Origin of the sequence: Catenulispora subtropica, assembly GCF_039531675.1 — a bacterium.
Taxonomy (GTDB): domain Bacteria; phylum Actinomycetota; class Actinomycetes; order Streptomycetales; family Catenulisporaceae; genus Catenulispora; species Catenulispora subtropica.
Genome location: NZ_BAAAQM010000055.1, coordinates 17,839 through 35,332, shown reverse-complemented (window position 1 = coordinate 35,332; position 17,494 = coordinate 17,839). Strand labels below are relative to the sequence as shown.

Genomic DNA, 17,494 nt, shown 5'->3' with positions numbered 1-17,494 from the left:
ACGACGCGACCGAATGCCCGGGAGGGGACAGCACATGGGGGGACGCGCTCGCGCACGTTCGCAACGCCTGGTCCGCACAGCAGCCGTCACAGCGGTCGCAGCCCTTGGATTCACCATGGTGGCCACCGTTCCAGCGGACGCGACCGCGCACTCCGACGGGAAGCCGACCCCGCCCAAGCCGACGGTCAAGATGCTGACCAACGCTCCGGCGCAGGCACCGCGCCCACCGGGGACGCCGCACCTTGCCCCCGGGCAGGAGACGAAGGACCCCGATCCGACCGCGGTGGCCGGTCCGTCGCAGAAGGCGAAGACGGCTGAGGACCCCTACGCGGCGAAGAACGCGGCCCAGCTCGCGGCGAGCACGAAGGCGAAGGCGACCGGCAAGGCGGTCGACGTTCCGGAACTGACGACGGAGCGGTCGACGACCAAGGCCAACCCCGACGGAACGTTCACCGCCTCGACCACCTTCTTCCCGCAGCGTGCCAAGGTGGACGGCGCGTGGACGCCCATCGACACCACACTGGCCGAGAACGCCGACGGCTCCTGGACGCCGAAGGCCACGGTCGCCGGAATCACTTTGTCCGGCGGCGGCACCGGCCCCCTGGCCACGCTCCGCATCGGCGCCAAGACGATCGCGATGAGCTGGCCGCTCGGCGCGCTCCCGGCGCCGAAGACCGCCGGCGACCACGCCACCTACCCGCAGGTGCTGCCCGGCGTCGACCTGCGGGTCAGCGCCGACGCCGAGGGCATCCGCGAAGTCCTCGTCGTCGCCGACCGCAAGGCCGCCGCGAACCCCGCGCTGGCGTCGCTGGCCTTCGGGCTGGAGGCGACCGGCGTCAAGCTGAGCCAGTCCGGTGACGGGGTGAGTGCGACCGACGCGGTCACCGGACGCGCAGTCTTCACGAGCCCGGCACCGATCATGTGGGACTCCACCCACTCGGCGGCGAAGGCCGACTCGCTGACGACATCCGCGGCGGACCAGGACCGGCAGGACCCCGCCGACGCCCCGGGACGCGAAGCACACATCGCCACGATGCCTGTGCGCCTGCAGGGCAAGACCGCGATCGTCACCCCGAGCCAGGCGATGATCGGCGACGCGCACACGACCTACCCGCTGTTCATCGATCCGCCGGTCACCCTCGGCACCACGTACCACTATGCGGAGGTCTACTCGAACGCCGGGCTGACCGACTCCGTCAACTTCGACCTTCCCACGCCGAACGGCGCGCACGGACCCATCGTCCGTGCCGGCTACGACTCCGAGAACGGCGGCGGGTACGTCCGCGGCATCTTCTCCTTCGACGTCGGCGACGCGATGATGGGCGAGGAGAGCGACATGGCCAACCCCAACGGGGGTGGCCTGCCCGAGGACGGCTCCACCATCACCGACGCCGAGCTGAAACTGACCTCGAACAACAATCCCTGCAACACCAACGGCACCAATACGATCGCCGTCGACGTCGACGGGGTCAATCGTATGGATACCGACCACCCACCGACATGGAGCCAGGACGGGCCCGGCGGCAGCGGACACTACGTCGGCGCCACTTACTACGCGCCGGTCTGGAACGGACCTGTCAACCTCTTCTCCGGCACTCCCTCAGGCTGCCCCGGCGCGGGCAACACCATCGATGTCAAGGACAGCACCGGCGGCAGGCTGACGAACATGGTCACCAACGTCTGGCGCAACTGGTCGGGCCACAACGGCGACGGCTGGTGCCCGTGCACCGGAGACGGCACCGCCACGTTCGGTATCAAGTGGACAACCGAGGCGCCCGGTCCCCAATACGGGTCCTGGGAAGTCGGCGGGTACAACGGTGGCAACATCCCCGCCGCCCTGGTCATCACTTACGTTCCGGCACCGGTCATCAACCAGTCCCCGACGCTCACCCCCGGCAACGGCGGGACCGCGATCAGCACCAACTGCGACCAGCAGGCCGCGCTGGCGAACACCGGCCCGGGCTCCTACATCCCCAAGAACATCTCCGACTCGGTCACCCTCAACGCCCGGTTCTTCGACAGGGACGGCGGCGAGCACATCCAGACCCAGTACCGCTTCCAGGATCTCAACGGCGGTACCGACCAGTACTACCCCGGCCCTGGATTCGACAACTACTTCGCCACGATCGACTCCTCCCAGGGCGGCGAGACCGACTTCCCGCCGCAGACGATCACGGCCGCGTCAGGTCTGCTCAGGGAAGGCCACACCTACAAGTTCTTCCCGCGCGCCGTCGACAGCCGCAACTCGGAACTCGACTCGTCCGCCTACGGGTTCTCGACCGCCTGCCTGTTCACCATCGCCTTCAAGGCCCCGGACACCCCGACGATCGTCAGCGCGCCCGACCTGCCTCCCCTCGGCTCCACCACCGCCCCTGTGATCCAGCGCGTGGCCGGCGAGGCTGACCCGACCGGCATCACCATCAAGGGCGCGACCGGCGGCGTGCAGATCGACCACTTCGACTACGTCTTCGACGGCGACTCGTCGAGGATTCCCAAGAACGGGCCCGGCTGCGGCCCCGGCAACGGCTGCGTCCCGGCGGGGCCGAACACCTACATCGGCACCAACAACGAGCCGGCGGGATACACCGCGACAGTGACCATCCCGGTCCCGGCCGGCATCACCACCCTAGGCAAGAACAGCCTCTGGGCGCAGGCCGTCGACAAGGCGGGCAACCGGTCCGGGGTCTTCCAGTACCACTTCTACCTGCCGGGCAACCCGAACGCCGTGGCCGTCCCGGGTGACGTGACCGGCAACGGCTATCCCTCGATCGTGGTCGCCGCGCCGGACCCGAACCACTCCGGCGTCGAGAACCTGGTCGCCTACCCCGGCAACGTCGACCCCGACGTCAAGTCCTACGGTGTCGAGGTCGCCCCGGCTGCCGCGGCCCCCGACGGCCAGTCGTGGGCCGACACCTTGATCACGCACCGCGGCGCGGAGCGCGGCGTGCCGGTGGACGACTTGTTCGCCTTCAACACCAACACCCACGCGATGTACTACTACCTGAACTCCGCCGTATTCGGCAGTCCGGTCCCGGTGGACGCGTTCACCGGCGGCACACCGACCGGCGGGGCGCACCGCGTCGTGGTGACCCGGCCGGCCTGCGTCCCGGCCCCGGACAACTACAACTGCGCGGGCTACGCGCCGGACTGGGGCAACGTCACCCAGATCCTGGCGCTGGGCAACGCCGCCGGCGGCAAACCCGGCACCTTCGCGGGCCGCACCAACCTGATCACGGTGGAGACCGACAACAACCACAGCGCGCACGTGTGGATGTTCTCGCCCGCCGCGGCGGGCCAGCTGACCACCCCGATCCTCCTGTCCTACCAGGTCTCCCCGTTCAACTGGGCCGACGCCGACCTGATCGCGCCGGGCCCGACCACGTCGTCGGGGTTGCCGGACCTGTGGGTCCGGGACCGGAAGTCGGGCACGTTGTACCAGATCCTCAACAAGCGCAACGCCGCCGGCGTCGAGGACCCGACCAGCCTGGGCGATGAGAAGAACGCGACGGTCATCGGCACCGCAGGCCAGTACTCGGCCGACGACAAGTCGGTCCTGGTCTCGGCGGGCAATCCGACGATGACCGGGGCGCAGACTTCCGTCTATCCGTCACTGTGGGCCGTCACCCAGCCCGGCGGCCAGCTGACCATGCTGGCCGGATCGTCCGCCGGCCCCAAGGTCGACACGTACGCACAAGCGGGCACCTGGCCCACGTCCGGCACCTCCTGGACCACTTCGACCGGGGCGACCTCGGTCAACGGCGGGACGGTGGCCTCCAGCACCGGCCCGATCCAGTTCGGCGTGAACCAGGGCAACGGCGCCTATCTGTGCATGGACCTGTTCCACGGCGACACCACCCCGGGCAACTATGTCCAGGGCTGGGAGTGCAACGGCACCGCGCCACAGGTGTGGACCATCGCATCGGACGCCACCATCCGCTACGGCTCGGCATCGTCCACCTCCTGCCTGACCGTTTCCATCCTCCCGGCACCGGCCCAGCACGGTCTGCCGTCGGCCGCCGGCAACTACGGCTCCAACGCCGGCAACTGGGCCCGGTCCCCCGTCGTCATCGACCACTGCCCCGCACCGGGCGCCGCGCCGCAAGGAACCCAGGTCTGGGCGTTCCGCACGTCGACCACCGCGACCCAGGCCCTCAACGGCCACGGCTGGTTCACCGTGTACAACCCGGCTTCCGGCATGAACCTCGACAACACCGGGTGCGATCACGGCGGCGGCGTCCAGCTCTCGCTGTACTGGCCGGCGGACGTCACCTGCCAGCAGTGGCAGACCCCTGCGGCCCAGGGCACCTGGCTACAGGCCCTGGGCGTGGGCCTGGCGAGCATCACCGGTGAGCCGGCGACCGCTCCCACCTCCACGCCTACCGGCCAGTCCACGCCCAGCGGGACGGACTACCTGCTCGCCGCCACCAAGGTCGGCGACCACTACGGCGTCGACTGGTACGTCCCCTCCAGCGGCACCTACGCCGTCTGGGCCACCCTTGCCACCGGCCCCGGCAACGGCCAGGTACAGGTCACCGTGGACCAGGCCCAGGGCGGCGGAACCCAGCTGCCGATGTCCTACGACACCTACACCGCCGGCGCCGGCTCGAACCAGTACCTGTTCGGTGACGTCAACCTGACCGCCGGCATGCACAGCTTCACTTTCGGCGTCGTCGGCAAGAACGCCGCTTCATCCGGTTACGCCATCGGTCTGGACACCCTGTCCGCAGGACCCGACCACGGCACCGGGCCACACGCCGCACTCTCCGCGTCCGCCGGCACTCCGGCCGTCCCGGTCCTGGCTCCGGCGAGCATCATGTTGGACGCGAGCAAGTCCTACCCCGGCGTCTCCCAATTGGCGGCCAACGCGTACGCGTTCGACTTCGGCGACGGCACCACCGTGGCCGCCGGGTCCGCGGCCACCGCGACTCACACCTACACCGCGAACGGCGTTTACACCGCCTCGGTGACCGTCACCGACTCCCTCGGCGTCTCGGCCACCACCAGCCACCTCGTCTATGTCAGCGCTCCCCCGAGCGGTCTGACGACCAGCGACGACACGAACACGGCGGCCTGTGCCACCACCTCGGCGACCGCGACGACCGTGGCCTCGCTGACCCCGATTCTGGCGGCCACCGTCAGCCCGAACCTGTCGGCGCAGTTCGAACTGCGCGACGTGACCGATCCTTCGGCCGGTCCTCCGATCGCCATCGGCGGCGCGGGCTCCGTCGGCTCGACCGGGCCCAGCTCGCAGCTGACGACTCCGAACCTCGTCAACGGACACGAGTACGCCTTCGCGGCGCGATCGGTGGATGTCGACGGGAACATCTCGCCGGTGTCGGGAACCTGTTACTTCTGGGCCGTCACGAGCGGCGGGCAAGCCGCCCCGACCGGTGCCGTCAGCCTGCCACTCGACAACACGTTCTACCCGGCGTCCAGCGCGCAGACCTGGGCCGGTCCGGTCACCACGCTCGCCTGGGCCAACGGCAACCTCGCGTTGACCCGTAACAGCGACAGCGCGGTGCTGTGGGCCTCGGGCACCTCCGGGGCGGGCAACGTCCTGGCGCTGCAGAACGACGGCAACCTGGTGGTCTACTCCTCCCAGCCCACCGTCGACAGCGTCGGATGGGTCAGCGGGACGGCGCTGTGGGGTGCCGCGATCTCCGGGCTCGGAGACACCGCGCTGCTGCTGGCCACGGACGGATCGCTGACCCTGCGCAACGGTTCGGCGGTGCAGTGGAACGCGCCGATCGCCACCCACCGGTGGCCGCTGACCGACGGACAGGGCCTGAGCGCCAAGGACACCGGCTCCCCCGGAGGCGCGCCGGCGACCCTGGACACCGTCGGAGTGTCCTGGCCCACCACCACCTACGCCGCCTTCGCCGGATCCAACCGCGCGGCCACGGCCGGGCCGGTCCTGGACACCACCAAGAGCTTCACCGTGGCGGCCTGGGTGAACCTGGCGGTGACCGGCGGCACCCAGACCATGCTGGTCCAGCAAGGCACCACCAACTCCGCGTTCTACCTCGAATACAACGGCTCCACCTGGCAGTTCGCCATCCCGGCCGCCGACGTCAACGCCCCGCCGGTCACCCGCATCACCTCCACGGCGCCCGCCGCGGTCGGGGTGTGGACCCACCTGCTCGGCACTTACGACGCCGGGACCGGGACCATGAAGCTCTATGTCAACGGCGTGCTGAACGCCACCGGCACCGTGGCGAACTCCATCGCCAGCAACGGCATCTTCGCCATGGGCCGCGGCTTCGCCGGCGGCGTGGTGAACAACCGGTTCAAGGGCATGATGGCCGACGTCCGCGCCTATCAGCAGGCCGTCGACGCCCAGTCCGCGGGATCCATCTACCGCAGCACCGGTTTCACCAGCCCGCAGGTCCCGAACATCGCCGGCACCCTGATCTCGAACAACACCACCGCCGGCAGCCCCCGCCAGATCTGCGTCGACGACGCCAACGGCAGCCTGGCCAACAGCACCACCGTGATCCAGGTCTACGGCTGCAACGGCACCTGGCCGCAGGCCTGGAAGTTCGGCACCGACGGCACGGTGCGCATCATGGGCTCCAACCCCGCCGCCCCGCCGAACAAGTGCCTGGACACCGGCGGCGTCAACACCTCCGGCTCCAAGGTCACGCTCTTCGACTGCCAGAACGGCAACACCAACCAGCAGTGGAACATCGTGCCCTCCACCAACTACCCCGGACTGATCAGCTTGAGGAACCCGGCCACGAACATGTGCCTGGACAACCCTTTCGGAAACACCAACGACGGCAACCAGATCCAGCTTTACGCCTGCCTGGACAACTCCAACCAGGACTTCATCCCGCCGACCACCTCCGGAATGCGGCAGAAGGCCGAAGGCGAATCGCTGTGGGGAACCGTCAGCGGCGGCACCATGTCCATACAAACCGGCCCCGAGTACGCCAACGGCGGCCAGCAGTTCTTCAGCAACACCGTCGCCGGCTCAACGATCACGCTGAACATGTACGTGGCCAACGCCGGGCGGTACGCGATCACGCCGCAGATGACGAAGGCCGCCGACTACGGCACCGTCAAGGCCAGCGTCGACGGCGTCGCCCTGGCCAACACCTTCGACGGCTACTACGCCGGCGGAATCACCACCGCCCAAGCCGACTTCGGAACCGTCAACCTCACCCCGGGAGCCCACAGCTTCACCTTCACCGTCACCGGGACCAACACCGCCAGCACCGGCAACCGCTACAACGCCGGTATCGACACCCTTCTCCTCCAGCCCACCGCCCGATGAGGTACAGCCCGCAAACCGGCATCCCACGGCAGCCCTCAGGAGCAACCATGACCACGCTCTCGGCCCGAGCCAAGCGCGCGCTCGTCCCCATCGGAGCCTGCACGACCGCACTCGTCGTCGCCGCGGCCGCTTACGCGGTCGCGGGGACGGGGCCGGGCTCGAACCGGCCGGAAGCCGGCACCCCCGGCACTGGCACCGCCGGCACACGTTCCACGACCGCCGCCGCCGTCACCACTACCGCGGCCACCAGCCCACCGAGCGCCGCAGCCGCGGCTCCCGACGCCGGCCCGGCGGCCGCGGACAGCCCCAGCCCCGGTCCGGCGCTCGCAAACGGGAACAAAACATCACCGCCCCCGCCCGCCTCGCCTTACGTGGGTCGCATCGGCATGTCGACCAGCACATCCCCATCGGCGGTCGACACGATCGGCATCACCCCGGCCCGCGCTGGGACGACACTGGTGGCTACAGTCCTGCTTCTCGGCAACACGTCGGGGACGCCGCAGGTGACCGACACCGTCGGCAACACCTACCAGCTGCAAGTCAACCAGGCCGACGGAACCGGTGACACGCTGCTGGTGTTCACCGCGACCGGTATCAGGGCGCTGGCCGCCACCGACACGGTCTCCGTCGCCTACCCTGCCTCGGCGGCGCATGCCGTCGCGGTCGACGACTTCGCGGCAGGCTCCACGGTCGACCAGGTCGTGGCCGCCACCGGCACCGGCACCGCAGCGAGCACCGGACGCACCGCCAAGACCTCCGCGGCAGAGGAGCTGGCTGTGGCGGCCCTGGCCGACCCCGGCGGGACTGTGGCCCTGAACGGGTACACCAAGCTGGCCCCGCTGACCGTCGGTCCAGCACACGTGGACATCGGCTGGCGTTCCCTGACTGCCGTCGGTACCTACCAGGCGGACGGCACCTCGGCCGAGCCGTGGATCGCGGGATTGCTGACAATCCGGTAACCGAAGTTCCGAAGCCCGGGCAACTCCGTGCTTCGACAAATCGATATCAAACATCGAAAGAACACCTGCGTCGGTCCGGCAGCGCCTCGCTGTCGGACCGACGCAGGCGTTCAGCGCTGCGGTCAACGTGAGTTCCCATCGGCCGAAGCTCTGCACCCTTATTCTAGTACTAGAATGAGCCCGTGAGCCTGACCCCCGCCGAGCTGACCATCCTCGGCCTGGTGATCGAGAAGCCCAGCCACGGCTACGAGCTGGAGCAGGTGATCGAGCGCCGCGGCATCCGGGAGTGGACCGACCTCGGCTTCTCCTCGATCTACTACCTGCTGGGACGCCTCGAGAAGCGCGGCCTGGTCACGGCGGAGCCCTCCGCCGGCCCGGCGGCCGGCCCGAAGGCGCGCCGCGTCTTCCGGGCCACCGGTGCCGGCGTGGCCGAGGCCCGGGACGCGACGCTCGCGCTGCTGTCCAGCACGCGCCCGTCCTTCTCCCCGTTCCTGACCGCGCTCGCGTACCGGCCGCTGGTCGGCGAGCGGGAGTTCACCGCCGCGGTGCGGCAGCGCCGGGACGCGCTGGCCGCGCAGATCGCGGCCGTTCAGGGCGCGCGCGCCGCGCAACAGCCGCTTCCGCCGCACGCGGAGGCGGTCTTCGACTACTCGCTCCATCTCATGCGAGCCGAAAAGGCCTGGCTCGACCAGGCGGGGAAGGGTGACGACACCGCATGACGAAGTCCGACTTCAAGAAGACCCTCGCCTCCTATAAGGCCCAGAAAGACGTCTTCCAGATCCTCGATGTGCCGCCTATGCAGTACCTCATGGTCGACGGACACGGGGATCCGAACACCTCGCAGGAGTTCACCGACGCGCTCGAAGCCCTCTATCCGGTGGCGTACAAGGTGAAGTTCGCGAGCAAGCAGGAGCTCGGCCGCGACTATGTCGTCATGCCGTTGGAGGGCCTGTGGTGGTCGCAGGACATGGAGACGTTCACCGGTGCCCGGGACAAGTCGCGGTGGGACTGGACCGTCATGTCGATGGTGCCCGACTGGGTCACGCCCGCGATGGTCGAGGCCGCCGTCGCGAAGGCCGGGGTGAAGAACCCGCCGGCGGCCCTGGACCGGGTGCGGCTGGAGACTCTGGACGAGGGCGAGTGCGTGCAGACCCTGCACGTCGGGTCCTTCGACGACGAGGCGGAGACGCTGGAGCTGATGCACCACTCGGCCATCCCCGAAATGGGGCTCGCGATGACCGGGAAGCACCACGAGATCTATCTCAGCGACTTCCGCAAGACCGAACCGGACAAACTCCGGACCATCCTGCGGCAGCCGGTCCGGGCCGCCGACTAAAGCGAATTTCCGCGGATTATGGCCACCGGGGACCAGATCAGGGGTCTACTACGCCGCGTAGTGGTAGCTCTCTGTGACCTTTGCCAGGACTTGAAGATTTCGTCCTTTGTTCACCGTTGACGTCCGGCATACCCGCTATTACCTTCCCCAGCGGACGTCAGGGTTCTTAGTAGGTTCTCAGGGCCTTCTAAGCACAACCCCGGCGTCTTGCGCTGGGCCGTGCCACCAAGCACTGGCGCACGCGCTCTCGCACCCTTCCGCACCACTCCCGCGAAAGGAAGCCCGTGAGATCGCAACATCCCCACACCCCGCGCCGGAGGATGCCGCGGCTGCTCGCCGCCACCATCGCCACCGGCACCACCGTCGCCGCCAGCGTCACCGCGCTGGCGGCGAGCACCGTCCCGGCCGCGGCGGCGCCGCAGCAGACGGCCACCCCCTCGGCGCAGTCCCTGGCCGTCTCCAGCGCCGACGCGCTGGTCGCCGGCCGGCCGGGGTTCCTGCTCGCCAGCCCGAACGACACGTTCGTGCGGCAGCAGGCCGTCTCGTCCAACGGCATCCAGTACGTGCCGTACACCCGCACCTACTCCGGTCTGCCGGTGGTCGGCGGCGACTTCGTCATCGTCACCAACAGCGCCGGGCAGGTCGTGGCGAACTCGGTGGCGCAGGAGCACGCCATCGGCACGCTGTCGACCACGCCGACCCTGAGCAGCGCCAAGGCCGCGTCCGTGGCCAAGGCGCAGCTGAAGTCGGTGTCCAAGGTCGAGGGCAGCACGCTCGTCGTGTACGCGCTGGGCTCCGGCCCGGCCGCCCTGGCCTGGGAGACCACGGTCGACGGGACCGACGCCGACGGTCCGAGCCGGCTGAGCGTCGACGTCGACGCGAAGACCGGCGCCGTGCTGCACACGCAGGAACACGTGATGCACGGCAGCGGCACCAGCGCGTGGAACGGGCCCAACCCGGTGCACATCGACACCTCGGGCTCCGGCAGCTCGTTCTCGATGAACACGCCGAACATCACCAACATGCCCTGTCAGGACGCGGCGAACAACACCACGTTCACCAAGTCCACCGACACCTGGGGCAGCAGCGACAAGACCAGCCGGGAGACCGGTTGCGTCGACGCGCTGTTCGGCGCGCAGACCGAGTTCAAGATGCTGGCGCAGTGGGACGGGCGCAACGGCATGGACGGCTCCGGCGGTGCCTGGCCGATCCGCGTGGGCGACCAGGAGGAGAACGCCTACTACGACGGCTCCCAGGTCCAGATCGGCTACAACTCGCAGGGCCAGTGGATCGGCGCGATCGACGTGATCGCCCATGAGATGGGCCACGGCGTCGACGACCACACCCCCGGCGGCATATCCGGCAACGGCACCCAGGAGTTCGTGGCCGACACCTTCGGTGCCGCCACCGAGTGGTTCGCCAACGAGCCCTCGCCCTACGACGTTCCCGACTTCACCGTCGGCGAGCAGATCAACCTCGTGGGCAGCGGCCCGATCCGCAACATGTACAACCCGTCGGCGCTGGGCGACCCGAACTGCTACTCCAGCTCCATCCCCGGCGGTGAGGTGCACTCCTCGGCCGGACCCGGCAACCACTGGTTCTACCTGGTGGCCGAGGGCAGCAACCCGACCAACGGCCAGCCGACCAGCCCCACCTGCAACAGCTCCTCGGTGACCGGGATCGGCGTGCAGAACGCCGAGAAGATCATGTACAACGCGATGCTGATGAAGACCTCGTCCAGCTCCTACCTGGCGTACCGGACGTGGACCCTGACGGCCGCGAAGAACCTCGACTCCACCTGCGCCGAGTTCAACACGGTGAAGGCCGCCTGGGACGCCGTGAGCGTGCCGGCCCAGTCCGGTGACCCGACCTGCACCGCGGGCACCAACGACTTCTCGATGGCCGTCTCGCCCACCTCCGGCTCGGTCAACCCCGGCAGCTCGCTGACCGCGACCGTGTCCACCACCCTCACCAGCGGCTCGGCCCAGTCGATCGCCCTGACCGCCTCCGGCCTGCCGACCGGCGCCACCGCGTCGTTCAGCCCGTCCTCGGTGAACTCCGGCAGCTCCTCGACGATGACCATCAGCACCACCAGCAGCACGCCTTCGGGCAGCTCGACGGTCACCGTCAAGGGCACCGGCGCCTCGGCGACGCACACCACCACGTTCACGCTGACGGTCAACCCGACCGGCAGCGAGACGGTGAACGTCACCAATCCGGGCAACCAGACCTCGACGCAGAACACGGCGATCACGCCGCTGACGATCAGCGCGACCGACTCCGCGGGCAAGTCGCTGACCTTCTCGGCCACCGGCCTTCCGGCCGGCCTGTCGATCAGCAGCGCGGGCGTCATCTCCGGCACCCCGACCGGGACCGGCACCTCCAGCGTCACCGTGACGGCGTCCTCGGGCACCGCGTCCGGTAGCGCGACGTTCAGCTGGACCGTGAACCCGGTCAGCGGCGGCTGCACCGCGGCCCAGCTGCTCGGCAACGCCGGCTTCGAGACCGGCAGCGCCGCGCCGTGGACCGCGACCGCGGGCGTCATCGACAACAGCTCCTCCGAGGCGGCCCACTCGGGCTCCTGGAAGGCGTGGCTGGACGGCTACGGCACCACGCACACCGACACCCTGGCGCAGCAGGTGACGATCCCGGCTTCCTGCAAGTCGGCGACCTTCTCCTTCTTCGACCACATCGACACGTCGGAGACCACGACCTCCGTGGCCTACGACAAGCTCAACGTGCAGGTGCTGAACTCCTCCGGGACGGTCCTGGCGACCCTGGCCACGTACAGCAACCTGAACGCGGCCAGCGGCTACGTGTCGCACTCCTTCAACCTGAACAGCTACATCGGCCAGACCATCAGCGTGAAGTTCACCGGCACGGAGGACTCCTCGCTGCAGACGTCCTTCGTGGTGGACGACACCGCGCTGAACGTCAACTAGCGGCTCGCCGCCGAGTGCCCGGCACTCGGTAGCACCGTGAGAACCGGCGACCGCCCGGCGATCTGCTCTCAGATCGCCGGGCGGTCGCTCGTATGCGGACGGTCGCTACTCGGTTGTCACCACCCCACCGCGATCAGCAGATACTGCGGGTCGGCATGCGAGATGTACGACGACTGCCCGTCCACGTCGTCGTACGGGAACCCGTAAGCCAGCCCGTTGATGGCGTTGTCGTGCCAGAACTTGGCGTAGTAGTTCGCCGGAGCCGCCAGGTAGTACTGGTTCGGATCAGCCTGCTGCGAGGCGGGCAACGTCGCCACGTGCCGGTTCAGGGCGGCGCACATGGTCGGGTCGCCGGCCATGGAGCCCGCGCAGCCGAAGATGTTCTGCGTGCTCTCGTTCACCCCGGCCGAGTTAGCGTAGGCGGTGAAGTAGTTCGCGTTCGCACCGCCGGCCTGGAAGCCGGGGTCGCTGCCCGGCGCGATGATGCGGTACGGGGCCTGGGACTGGGCCAGGACCTTGAACTGCTGCGGAACCGCGTCGATGAAGCGCTGGAAGGTGGTCGCGCGGTCCTCGGCGAAGACCGACTGGGTCTCGCCGACCTGGACGTCGTAGCCGTCGTGGGTGTGCAGACGCATCGCGATCTTCAGGCCGAAGGCGTCGACGCGGGTGGTGTTGCCGTTGAACTGGCTGGGGCCCACCGTGAACTCGATGAAGTCGTAGTAGGCGCTGTTCGGCGAGCCCAGGTAGAAGTACATGCGGCCGGAGCTGTTGACGGGCATGTCGAAGTAGGGCTGGTCGGCGATCGAGTGGGTCTGGCCGTTGAAGCTCCAGTAGACCTGACTGTCGGGGTACTTGCCGTTGGTCCGGTTCAGGATCTTCAGCATCAGCACGTTCTGCGCCGGCGGGATGGAGCTGGTGTCGCCCCAGAAGGTGTCGGGCGGCGGCTGCGAGGACCCCGCGGTCAGGACCCCGAACTCCCAGAGCGAGTAGCCGTAGGCCGTGGCGCGCTGGGTGCCGTACATCCGGACGTAGCGCCCGGTGCCGGTCACCGCCAGGTTCTCGACGCCGCCGGCCCCGGTCGTCGTGGAGTAGACGGTGCTCCAGGTGGAGCCGTCGTCCGAGGTCTGGATCTGGTACGCCTTGCCGTACGCGGCCTCCCAGTTCAGCTGCACGCCGCAGATCGCCTGCGACGTCCCCAGGTCCACCTGGATCCACTGCGGGTCGGAGAACTGCGACGACCACCGCGTCGCGGTGTTCCCGTCCACCGCGTCGCTCGCCGCCAGGGTCCCGTTCTCCACCGACGAGGCCGTGGCAGGCCGGTTCAGGGCGGCATTGTTGGCACAAGGACCCGGGCCGGAGCCCGAGGTGCCGTAGACCTGGAACTCCCACAGGGAGTAGCCGTAGGCGGTGTTCCTCGCGGTCCCGTACATCCGGACGTAGCGGCCGGTGCCGGAGACGTTCAGGGTCTCCGTACCACCGGGACCGGTCGTCGTGGAGTAGATCGACGTCCAGGTGGCGCCGTCGGCCGACGTCTGGACCTGGTACGCCTTGCCCGACGCCGCCTCCCAGTTCAGGACCACCTGGGTGATGGTGGCCGAAGCCCCGAGGTCCACCTGGATCCACTGCGGATCGGAGAACTGCGACGACCACCGGGTCCCGGTGTTCCCGTCGACGGCGTCGCCCGCCGAGAACGTCGTGTTCTCCACCGACGAGGCCGTGGCCGGCATGCCCTGCGAGAGCAGCACACCCGTGGCGGCGTGCGCCCGCGGCGCCCGCAACGGCCCGGCGGCCACCACGCTCGCCAGCATGGCGAACAGCATCACCACGACCCGGAAGCGCCCGATTCCGGTTCTTCTTCTCGTTCTGGTCATGACTCCATTCCCTTCCTATCGCCAGCCCTGCAAGCCGGCGCCGTAGGGATACAGCGGGTTCCCGTACGTCGTCGGCACGGTCTGTCCGGCCGCGATGTGCGCCCGGATGTCGTCGACCTCGGCCGCGGTGGCTCCGAGGTCGTACGGCAGGTCCCAGTGCTCGACCGCGGCGGCCTGGGTGTCCCCGCCGCCGGCCGTCAGCACCTGGTCCAGGCTGCGCGGCAGCTGCCACGGCAGCTTCCCGCGCGGCGCGTAGTCGCCGAACAGCAGGCTCGCCGCCGCCGGGCCCATCTCCTCGCCGCCGCGGTACGTGACCACGATCGCGTCGGCGATGCCGCTCCAGTCGCTGATCACGTACGGCCGCGGCATCACCAGCAGGACCACCACCGGGATGCCCTGGTTGTGGAAGTTCTGGATCAGCGAGACCTCGTCCGGTGGCAGGTACGGCTGGGTGTTCGGCCACGCCGTGGCGTGCGTGTAAGAGGGCTCACCGACGGCCACCACCGCCAGCTTCGGATTCGGTCCGGAATCCTGGTACACGTTGACTCCGGACTCGGCGGCTCGCGCCTTGATCGCGTCGAGGAAGTCGAGGGATCCGTACTCGGGGTGGAAGTAGCTGGTCCACACACAGCACGAGTTGCCGTCGGTCGCGCGCGGCCCGGTGACGACGATGTCGTCGCCGGCGTTCAGCTTCATCGGCAGCACGCCGTCGTTCTTCAGCAGCGTCATGGACTCGCGCGAGGCCTGGTTCGCCAGCGCCGCGTACGAGGGCTGGTGGAACCGGTACGGGCCGTTGACGGAGTCGCCGTACGGGGTGTCGAACAGGCCCATCGTGAACTTCACCGTCAGGATCTTGCGGACCGCGTCGTCGATCCGGGAGGACGGCACGCTCGCGATGAAGGTGTCCATCGAGAAGCCGGCCGCACCCGGGTCCGCGCCGCCCATGACGTCGGCTCCGGCGTTCGCCGCGCTGATCCAGGCGCCGGAGGGCAGCCAGTCGGTCGTGACGACGTTCTTGTAGCCGAGGTTCTGGCGCAGATAGTCGATGATCGGAGCGCTGTTGCCCGCCCCGGTCCCGGTCGGGTCCAGGTAGGTGGCTCCCGCGTATCCGGTCATGATCTGCCCGGTGCCGGCGTCCAGCGCCGCGTACCACGGGATCAGGTGGTACTTGATCGTCGTCCCGTCGTACACGATCCCGGCCTCGCCGCCGGCGCCCTCCCCCGGCCAGTGCTTCACGGTCACGAGCACGGAGGACGGATTGAGCTCCGGACCGCCCTGCAGCCCGGTCACCAAGGCCCGGACCTGGGCGGCCGCGACGTCCGCGTTCTCGCCGTCGCCCTCCTGGATCCGCGGATAGATCACCTTGGTCCCGACCTCGGCCAGCGGCCCCAGCGTGCCGCGGGCCCCGACGCCGAGTTCCTCCTTGCGCTGCATGTCGCCGAGCTTGTTGTCCAGGGCGTAGTCGCGTCCCGCGGCGAGCGCGCTCTGGTTCGGATACGTGGTCTGATAGCCGGTGATGGTGTCGCCGGCGGCGATGAACGGAATGCCCAGCCGGGTCTTGGAGGCCGCGATCTGGAAGGTGCTCAGATCCGACGGCGAGGCCGGCCCGAACAGCCATCCGGACAGCGGGTAGGCCTGGGCGTTGTAGAACATCTGGTACGCCTTCTCCTGCGGAGTCATCCGCGAGAGGAGATCGTTGACGCGTACGGCGACGGGATTGTGCCAGTCCTCGTAGGGCTCGACCGCGCCGTCCTTGTTGAGGTCGCGCGAGCCGTTGACGATCGCCACGCCGTCGTTCGCCGGCTGGATGTTCGGCAGGTACTCGCTGAAGGTGTTGATCGAGGACGTCGTGATCGCGCCCGTTCCGGAGACCGCCGTGACATACCACTTGTATGTCCAGCGATCACTGATGTCCCAGGTCGGCGTGTAGCTGGTCGCAGTGGTCTCGGCGACCTTCGTGTAAAGGTCGAGCATGCTGCCGGACTGGGTGTAGTCGTAGTCGTTGCGGCTGACGTTCAGCCAGAGCTGGTAACGGCTCGTCCCCGCTACCCCGGCCCAGGAGAACGTCGGGCGCTTGGTGGACGTCACCATCGCGTTGTCACCCGGCGCGGTCAGGGCGAACTGTCCCGTCGTCGCCGGCGGCTTGGTGGGCCCGGAAAGCAGCGGCGGCGTGTTCGAGGAGGTGTCGACCGAGCCGTGGACTTCGAACTCCCAGAGGGAGTAGCCGTAGCCGGTGGCGCGGGCCGTGCCGTAGAACCGGACGTAGCGGCCGGTGCCGGAGACGTTCAGGGTCTCGACGCCGCCCTTGCCGGTGGTGGTGCTGTAGATGGTCGTCCAGGTGGCCAGATCGTTCGAGGTCTGGATCTGGTAGGCGGTGGCCGAGGCGGTCTCCCAGTTGAGGACGATGCACGAGATCGTCCCCGCGCCGCCGAGGTCGACCTGGAGCCACTGCGGGTCGCTGTACTGGCTCTCCCAGCGTGTCGTCGTGCGCTGGTCGAGGGCGGCCGCTGGTGCGTTGGCACCGGTGTAGGAGGAGGCGGTCACGGTCTGGTACGCGCCGATGTCGGGATCGGCGCAACTGCCGCCGCCTCCGCCGCCGGTGCCGCCGTAGACGGCGAACTCGAAGAGCGAGTAGCCGTAGCCGGTGTTGCGGGCGGTGCCGTACATGCGGACGTAGCGACCGGATCCGGTGACGTTCAGGGTCTCGGTGCCGCCGGGGCCGGTCGTGGTCGAGTAGACGGAGGTCCAGGTGTTCGCGTCCGCGGACGTCTGGATCTGGTAGGCCTTGGCCGAGGCGGTCTCCCAGGTCAGGACGACCTGGCAGATCGACTGCGTGCTGCCGAGGTCGATCTGGATCCACTGCGGATCGGCGAACTGCGAGGACCAGCGGGTCGTCGTGGCGTCGCCGTCCACGGCGGACGCGGCGGGCCAGGCCGCGCTCTCGACCGACGACGCGGTGGCGGTCTTGTCCAGCGCCAGGTTCGTCGTGCCGCAGGCCGCCGCGCGGGCCCGCGACGACGCCCCTGGTACCACCAACCCGGCCAACAGTATGACCAGAACGCTTAACAAAGCCGTTGCACTGCGACGGCGGACGGAACCCATGGCTCTCC

7 protein-coding genes are annotated in these 17,494 nt (G+C 69.0%); 5 read left to right on the top strand and 2 right to left on the bottom strand.

Going from position 1 to position 17,494, the window contains the following annotated elements; translation table 11 throughout:
* Positions 1-115: 115 nt before the first annotated feature.
* From ABD466_RS34875 to ABD466_RS34855, 5 genes are all read left to right on the top strand, one after another.
* The gene (locus tag ABD466_RS34875; protein WP_344661510.1) at positions 116-7,276 is read left to right on the top strand and encodes a ricin-type beta-trefoil lectin domain protein; all 7,161 of its coding nucleotides are present in this window, start codon (positions 116-118) and stop codon (positions 7,274-7,276) included.
* Between the two features lie 47 nt (positions 7,277-7,323).
* Positions 7,324-8,235 (top strand): hypothetical protein, encoded by a 912-nt coding sequence (locus ABD466_RS34870; RefSeq protein WP_344661509.1) that lies wholly within the window; start codon positions 7,324-7,326, stop codon positions 8,233-8,235.
* Between the two features lie 182 nt (positions 8,236-8,417).
* Positions 8,418-8,954 carry a helix-turn-helix transcriptional regulator gene (locus ABD466_RS34865; protein ID WP_344661508.1) on the top strand — a complete coding sequence of 179 codons (537 nt, stop codon included), beginning with the start codon at positions 8,418-8,420 and terminating at the stop codon, positions 8,952-8,954.
* Complete coding sequence (locus ABD466_RS34860; RefSeq protein ID WP_344661507.1) at positions 8,951-9,571, top strand: GyrI-like domain-containing protein; 621 nt, start codon at positions 8,951-8,953, stop codon at positions 9,569-9,571. The genes ABD466_RS34865 and ABD466_RS34860 overlap by 4 nt, the downstream gene beginning before the upstream one ends.
* A 320-nt stretch (positions 9,572-9,891) precedes the next feature.
* The gene (locus ABD466_RS34855) at positions 9,892-12,513 is read left to right on the top strand and encodes a M4 family metallopeptidase (protein ID WP_344661536.1); all 2,622 of its coding nucleotides are present in this window, start codon (positions 9,892-9,894) and stop codon (positions 12,511-12,513) included.
* Positions 12,514-12,629: 116 nt separating this feature from the next.
* Here ABD466_RS34855 and ABD466_RS34850 read toward each other — a convergent pair whose 3' ends face one another.
* Together ABD466_RS34850 and ABD466_RS34845 are read right to left on the bottom strand one after the other, a co-directional pair.
* Positions 12,630-14,384, bottom strand: coding sequence for a galactose-binding domain-containing protein (locus ABD466_RS34850; protein ID WP_344661506.1), 1,755 nt, complete (start codon positions 14,382-14,384; stop codon positions 12,630-12,632).
* Positions 14,385-14,399: 15 nt separating this feature from the next.
* Positions 14,400-17,486: a discoidin domain-containing protein gene (locus ABD466_RS34845; protein ID WP_425558822.1), complete on the bottom strand. Its 3,087-nt coding sequence runs from the start codon at positions 17,484-17,486 to the stop codon at positions 14,400-14,402.
* Between the last annotated feature and the right edge of the window lie 8 nt (positions 17,487-17,494).